The sequence below is a fragment of the Synechococcus lacustris str. Tous genome (assembly GCF_003011125.1).
Lineage (GTDB): Bacteria > Cyanobacteriota > Cyanobacteriia > PCC-6307 > Cyanobiaceae > Synechococcus_D > Synechococcus_D lacustris.
Window position 1 is genome coordinate 1 of sequence record NZ_PXVC01000100.1, and the last position, 5437, is coordinate 5437.

Here is a 5437-nt window from a genome sequence, read left to right on the forward strand (position 1 = left end):
GGCTTCTGGGGGGGGCGCTGCTGAGGGCGGAGGCGCCATAAGCGGCGCATCGCTAGGCGCAGCTTCAGGGGCTGGGGCTCCGTAGTTGTAATYGCCCGGAGCGCCTTGGTTCTGTTGGGGTGCTGGTGCGGCTACCGCTTTGAAATTGCGATTGAGCACTGGTTTTGGCGGGAAGCGTTTAACGGGCATGTCTTTAACCACCGGCAGCATGAATTGGTTCCAGGCCCASGCCGCCTGGCCGCTATCACTGCCGGTTTCACGGTTGTTGTCGTAGCCAAACCACACGCCTGTGGTGAGTTGGGGTATGGAGCCGATGAACCAAAGGTCGCGGGCACCCTCTGAGGTGCCTGTTTTACCCGCTACGGGGCGATCCGGCAGGGCCGCTGCAGCGCCTGTGCCGCCRCTAACCACCCGTTGCAACATCCAAATCATTGAGTCGGCAGTGTCGCTGTCAACRGCCCTTCTGCCCCGGTCGCCATGGCTACTACGGGCCCAAAGGGGCCGGCCATCAAGGCCACTAATGCTCTCAAATGGAGTTGGTGCCACATAAACACCACGGTTGTTGATGGCTGCATAGGCGGCGGTCATATCGAGCACKGTTTGCTCGTAGGCACCGATTGCTAAGGGGTAATAGCGCCCAAGGGGTCGAGTAATACCAAGGGAGCGGGCGGTGTTKATCACCGCATCAAAACCCACCTTTTCCAGCAGCTGCACAGCCACGGTGTTTAAAGAATTTTGCAAGGCATCGGCCATCGACACTGCGCCGAGGTAGCGATCACCAAAGTTTTTGGGGCAGTAGCCGCTCCAGCAACGGGGAACATCAACAAAAATCTCTTCTGGTTTGATGCCAGCCGCAACAGCGGCGGTATATGGAAACAGCTTGAAGGTGGARCCAGGGGAACGTAGGGCCTGGGTGGCGCGGTTGAATTGACTTTTTTGAAAATCACGGCCCCCCACCATGGCCCGCACTAAACCAGTGCCGGGTTCCATCGAAACCAAGGCCCCCTGGAGATCACCGTAGGTGTTTTTATCAATTACTTTTTGGGCAATTTTTTGCCAGTTGGAATTCAAGCTGGTGCGTATTGTTAAACCGCCTAGTTCCAGCTGTTCAGGAGTGAGCACCTTGGGTAATTCCTGGGCTACCCAACTTGTGAAATATGGAGCGGCACTATTCCAATGTTTTGGCAATGCTGGTTTCAATAACAGTGGCGAACCATCGGCCCTTAATTGTTGAGCCCTATCGATGAAACCCGCCTCTGCCATGCGTTTTAGCACGATTGAACGGCGCTCTAAAGCAAGTTCGGGATTAACAAGAGGCGAATAAACMGATGGCGCTGGAGGTAGCCCAGCAATTAAGGCAGCCTCCGGCAGGGTGAGCTGATTAGGGGATTTGGAGAAATAAACCCATGCGGCATCCGCCACCCCATAGGCACTGGAGCCTAGATAAACATTATTTAGATATTGCTCAAGTATTTGTTGCTTGCTTAATTGGCGTTCAAGTTTAAAAGCTAATGCCGCTTCTTTTAATTTGCGCAGCAGGGTGCGATCTTGATTGAGAAAAACAACCCTGGCCAATTGTTGGGTGATGGTGCTGGCCCCCTGCTCCACCGACCKTTGGCTGATRTTTGTAATTACAGCCCGGCCAATGCCAAGGGCATCAACACCATTRTGTTGATAAAAACGGCGATCTTCCGCGGCGATAAATGCCTTTTGAATCAATAAAGGCATCTGGCCATTTGCCACTTTTTCGCGGGTGGCYGGACCTARTTTTTGTAGTACCTGGCCATCGGCAGACAACACGGTTACGGTGCCTGGCCTGTTGAAACTGGCGATGCGGCGTGCATCGGGTAATAACCCATCAAACCCCTGCACCACCAAGGCGCTGCCTGCGGCTGCCACCRCGCCTACCCCTGCCGCTAGAAGGGCGGCTCCAATTAATTGCCTACGCCGCTTATTGGCCTGGGGCATTGGTTTATCCCCCAAAACCGCTATGGCCCAATGCTAAGGCTGTTACAAGCATCCCTATCACCAGAAAGGGTTGGGCGCTGGCTTGGTAYTTAACATCRAAAAGTATTGGATCGCGCAGCAGCCAGATGTCTTGAAAAGTTATCTGGGGGATGATCAACAAAGTAAGTAGCACTGCGGCGAAATGCTGGCCTAGCAGCACCAGTGCTAYCACCATCGCTATTTGAAAGAGATCGATCATGGTGGCGCTAATCCAGCTKGCCCTTTTCACRCCAAATACCACTGGCAGTGATTGCAGGCCAAGGGCTTTATCACCCTCCACACTTTTGAAATCGTTCACCACGGCAATGCCAAGGCCCGCCAGGGAATAGGCAAGGGTTAGGGCGGCAGTGGCCCAGCTCAACTTGCCAAAAAGTGCTTGGCCGGCCCACCAGGGCAGGGCGATGTAACTAGCACCAAGGGCATAGTTACCAAGCCAACCATTTTGTTTGAGCTTTAGGGGTGGGGCGGAATAGATGAAGCTCACAAATGAACCACCCAATGCAAGTAGCAACAGCACCGGTTTCTGGTGTTGGGCCCAAATGTCAAGGCCCCAGGCCACGGCTAATCCAGCTATCAGCAACACCCAGATCTGAAGTTTTACTTGCCACAGGGCRATGGCACCGGAGGGAATCGGCCTGTAGGGCTCATTGATGGCATCTATATCCCTGTCGTAGTAGTCGTTAATCGTTTGGGTGAAACCAGCCAGCAGGGGGCCGCTCATCAGCATGCAGGCCAGGGAGGCGGTGCTGTTTTGCCAAGTCCATTGGAAACCACCACTGGCGGCAGCACCACAAATAACGCCCCAGATCAAGGGAATCCAGGTAACAGGTTTCATCAGTTGCAGCCGCAACTTCCAGGGGTTTTGGCTGCCACTGGCCCCCTTCATGCCAAGTAGTTGCCTGGCTGCGCCGCCGCTAGCGRCCTCTGAATTGGGGCTATTGCTCACTGGAGGGGYTTAAAGAGCGGCGATTTCATCTTCAAAAAACCAGCTCTGGCCGCCGCCATCCAATTGCACTTGAACGCCMACACCGCTTCCGTCGGTCATTTTGAAACCTGTAACGGAGCCGGTTGGATTGGTGAGCAAYAACTTCACCAGATCAGCGGGAATGCGATCACGCACTCGGGTGATCGTTACTCGGGTGCCAACGGTGATGGCAGCGGAGGTGGCAGCCTGGGACATTARCGGCGCTGACTGGAATCCGGGGCAACCCTACCAGTGCCGAACCCCATCCCCCCATTCCGAGCTAGATCGTGGTTGCAAAACGGATCATTCCCTGCCTTGATATGGCCGCCGGACGGGTGGTGAAGGGGGTCAATTTTGTTGGTTTAAGGGATGCTGGYGATCCGGTGGAACTGGCTTGCCGCTACGACGCCGCCGGCGCTGATGAGTTGGTATTTCTCGATATTGCAGCTAGCCATCAAGGCCGCGGCACCCTGGTGGAATTGGTGCAGCGCACCGCGGAACAACTATTTATTCCGTTCACTGTTGGCGGTGGMATCAGTTCGGTGGAGGGGATCAMGGAGCTGTTGCGGGCTGGGGCCGACAAGGTGAGTTTGAATTCAGCGGCGGTGGCTGATCCGGAATTAATTAGGGCCGGGGCGCGCCAATTCGGGGCCCAATGCATTGTTGTTGCCATCGATGGCCGCAAACGCATGGGTGGTGGTTGGGATGTGTATGTGAAAGGGGGGCGCCAAAATACTGGCCTYGATTTAKTGGCCTGGGCAAAAGAAGCGGTGGCCTTGGGGGCTGGAGAGCTGTTGCTCACTTCTATGGATGGCGACGGCACCCAACAGGGCTACGACTTGGAACTCACAGCAGAGGTGGCCGCGGCTGTGSCTGTGCCGGTTATTGCCTCAGGRGGGGCGGGTTGTTTGGCCGATATCGAGGCGGTTTTAACCMAAACCGGTGCCTCTGCCGCATTGCTCGCCTCATTGCTGCACGAYGGCRTTTTAACGGTGGCGCAGATCAAGGAGCACCTGCTGRGTTGCGGCTTGCCGCTGCGGCCCGTCGGCGCGGGGTAAACGTTAGTTARAGTGGYYKCAAWTGTTTCCWTAAATTTCGYTATGGCYGCCGCCGCAGGCAATTCCCATTGGCCTGCTGTTATTGGCCTAACCATGGTTSTTGCGGTGGTGGGTTTAGTGGCCTGGGCTTTGCARTTGATGCAGGCMGCCAACGACCGCCAGGAATTTTCCTTGATGTTGGCGGGTTGCATGGTGTGTTCAGCGGCGGTGGGCTTGGCATTGGTGATGGTGATAACGCTCACGGGGCCCCATGCACCTYTGGTTCGTGTTTTTCAGTGACTCACGCCAAGGCKGTGGGTGAACTATTTGAAGAGGTTGCCCCTCGCTACGACCAATTCAATGATTTGTTCAGTTTGGGTTTGCATAGGATTTGGAAACGCCAAGCACTGGCCTTAGTGAAGCCAAAACCTGGCGAACGTTGGCTTGATTTGTGTTGTGGAACCGGTGATGTTGCCCTAGTGCTGGCGGAGGCCTTGCGGCCTGGTGGTGAGGTGGTTGGCGTTGATCTAGCGGCAGCCCCCCTAGCGATTGCACGCCAGCGGGCTGCCATGTGCCCTTGGTTGCAGATCAGTTGGTATCAAGCAGATGTGCTGCAGCTAACCGAACAATTACCAATGCTTCAAACGGATTTTGATGGTGCGGTGATGGCCTAYGGATTGCGCAATCTCGCTGATCCAGCCGCCGCCTTAAGGATGTTGCAGCGGTTGCTTGGCCCYAATGGCAGGGCGGTGCTGTTGGATTTCAACCCCAGTGKTGGATTGATTGGCAGCTTGCAAAAGTTTGCCCTAAGGCGAGTGGTGGTGCCGGTGGCGAGCGGGGTGGGATTAGCTGAGCAATATGCCTATCTAGAGGAGAGCATTGGCCGTTTTATTGATGGCAAGCAGCAGGAAGTGCTGGCCAAGGAGGCGGGCTTTTGCGGTGCTTATCACCGCACCTTGGCTGGCGGTTTGATGGGAGCGCTTGTGCTTCTGTAGCAAAGACAACTTTTAAACCGACCCTCAGGCGTTGCAAAAAAGCAGCACCCCTTGAGAATCATTCTCAAGGGGTTTGGCGCATAGCGCCTCCTGTTCTTTTTGTGTGTGAGAACCATGAACGCATTTCGCAAGCTATTGCTTGCTCCATTGGTAATGGGAGTGGTGTCGCCATTGGCGGGYCAAGCCCAAAGCCTAGATATGGGGTCGGTTAATCGCTATCAAGACCAGCAAGATATCGACCGGATGCGGGCGATAGAAGCGCAGATGGGTCAGGTAACAAGTGTTAGCCAGTTTTCTGATGTGCAACCCACTGATTGGGCCTATCAGGCACTGTCGAACTTGGTAACTAAGTATGGCTGCGTAGCTGGCTATCCAAACGGCACGTTTAAAGGCAAACAGGCGATGAGTCGCTATGAGGCGGCGGCATTGCTGAA

Annotated in this window: 7 protein-coding genes; 4 read left to right on the plus strand and 3 right to left on the minus strand. The window is 55.1% G+C overall.

The features are described 5' to 3' along the window. The 3 genes from C7K08_RS12405 to petP form a co-directional block, all read right to left on the minus strand. Nucleotides 1–1968 (minus strand): transglycosylase domain-containing protein (locus C7K08_RS12405; protein ID WP_106500905.1); only part of this gene is annotated, 1968 nt, incomplete at its 3' end. Between the two features lie 4 nt (nt 1969–1972). Continuing rightward, entirely contained in the window at nt 1973–2953 is a 981-nt protein-coding gene (gene chlG, locus C7K08_RS12410; protein WP_106500900.1) for a chlorophyll synthase ChlG, read from the minus strand. A 9-nt stretch (nt 2954–2962) separates the two neighbouring features. Continuing rightward, nucleotides 2963–3187: a cytochrome b6f subunit PetP gene (petP, locus tag C7K08_RS12415; protein ID WP_106500901.1), complete on the minus strand. Its 225-nt coding sequence runs from the start codon at nt 3185–3187 to the stop codon at nt 2963–2965. A gap of 71 nt (nt 3188–3258) precedes the next feature. Here petP and hisF point away from each other — a divergent pair, with 71 nt between their 5' ends. The 4 genes from hisF to C7K08_RS12435 form a co-directional block, all read left to right on the plus strand. Continuing rightward, nucleotides 3259–4029, plus strand: a complete 771-nt coding sequence (gene hisF, locus C7K08_RS12420; RefSeq protein WP_106500902.1) for an imidazole glycerol phosphate synthase subunit HisF — start codon at nt 3259–3261, stop codon at nt 4027–4029. 93 nt (nt 4030–4122) lie between these two features. Further along, complete coding sequence (locus tag C7K08_RS12425; RefSeq protein WP_241537250.1) at nt 4123–4308, plus strand: hypothetical protein; 186 nt, start codon at nt 4123–4125, stop codon at nt 4306–4308. Beyond that, the gene (locus tag C7K08_RS12430; RefSeq protein ID WP_106500904.1) at nt 4305–5003 is read left to right on the plus strand and encodes a ubiquinone/menaquinone biosynthesis methyltransferase; all 699 of its coding nucleotides are present in this window, start codon (nt 4305–4307) and stop codon (nt 5001–5003) included. Before C7K08_RS12425 ends, C7K08_RS12430 begins: the two co-directional genes overlap by 4 nt. A 114-nt stretch (nt 5004–5117) precedes the next feature. After that, the coding region (locus C7K08_RS12435; protein WP_133165258.1) for an S-layer homology domain-containing protein at nt 5118–5437 on the plus strand (320 nt) is incomplete at its 3' end.